1 protein-coding gene is annotated in these 246 nt (G+C 62.6%); it reads right to left on the reverse strand.

Annotated elements, in window-relative coordinates:
- The coding region (locus R0J88_RS22520; RefSeq protein ID WP_410901247.1) for a polyprenyl synthetase family protein at nt 1–246 on the reverse strand (246 nt) is incomplete at both ends.

The raw sequence follows: 246 nt of genomic DNA on the forward strand, positions 1-246 counted from the left end.
GAGGAAGTCACCGACCAGCACCGAAGGCGCATTGCCCCAGGTGTCATTGGCGGTGGAGCGGCCACGCCGCAGGCTGGATTCATCCACGACATCATCGTGCAGCAGGGTCGAGGTGTGCATGAATTCGATCAGCGCGGCCAGATGAACGTGTTTCTCGCCTTGATAGCCCAGCGCGCGGGCTGCCAGCAGCACCAGCACCGGGCGCAGGCGTTTGCCACCACTCTGGATGATGTACTGACCGATGGT

This window comes from Pseudoalteromonas sp. SIMBA_162 (genome assembly GCF_046535955.1).
GTDB classification, from domain to species: Bacteria; Pseudomonadota; Gammaproteobacteria; order Enterobacterales; family Alteromonadaceae; genus Pseudoalteromonas; species Pseudoalteromonas marina.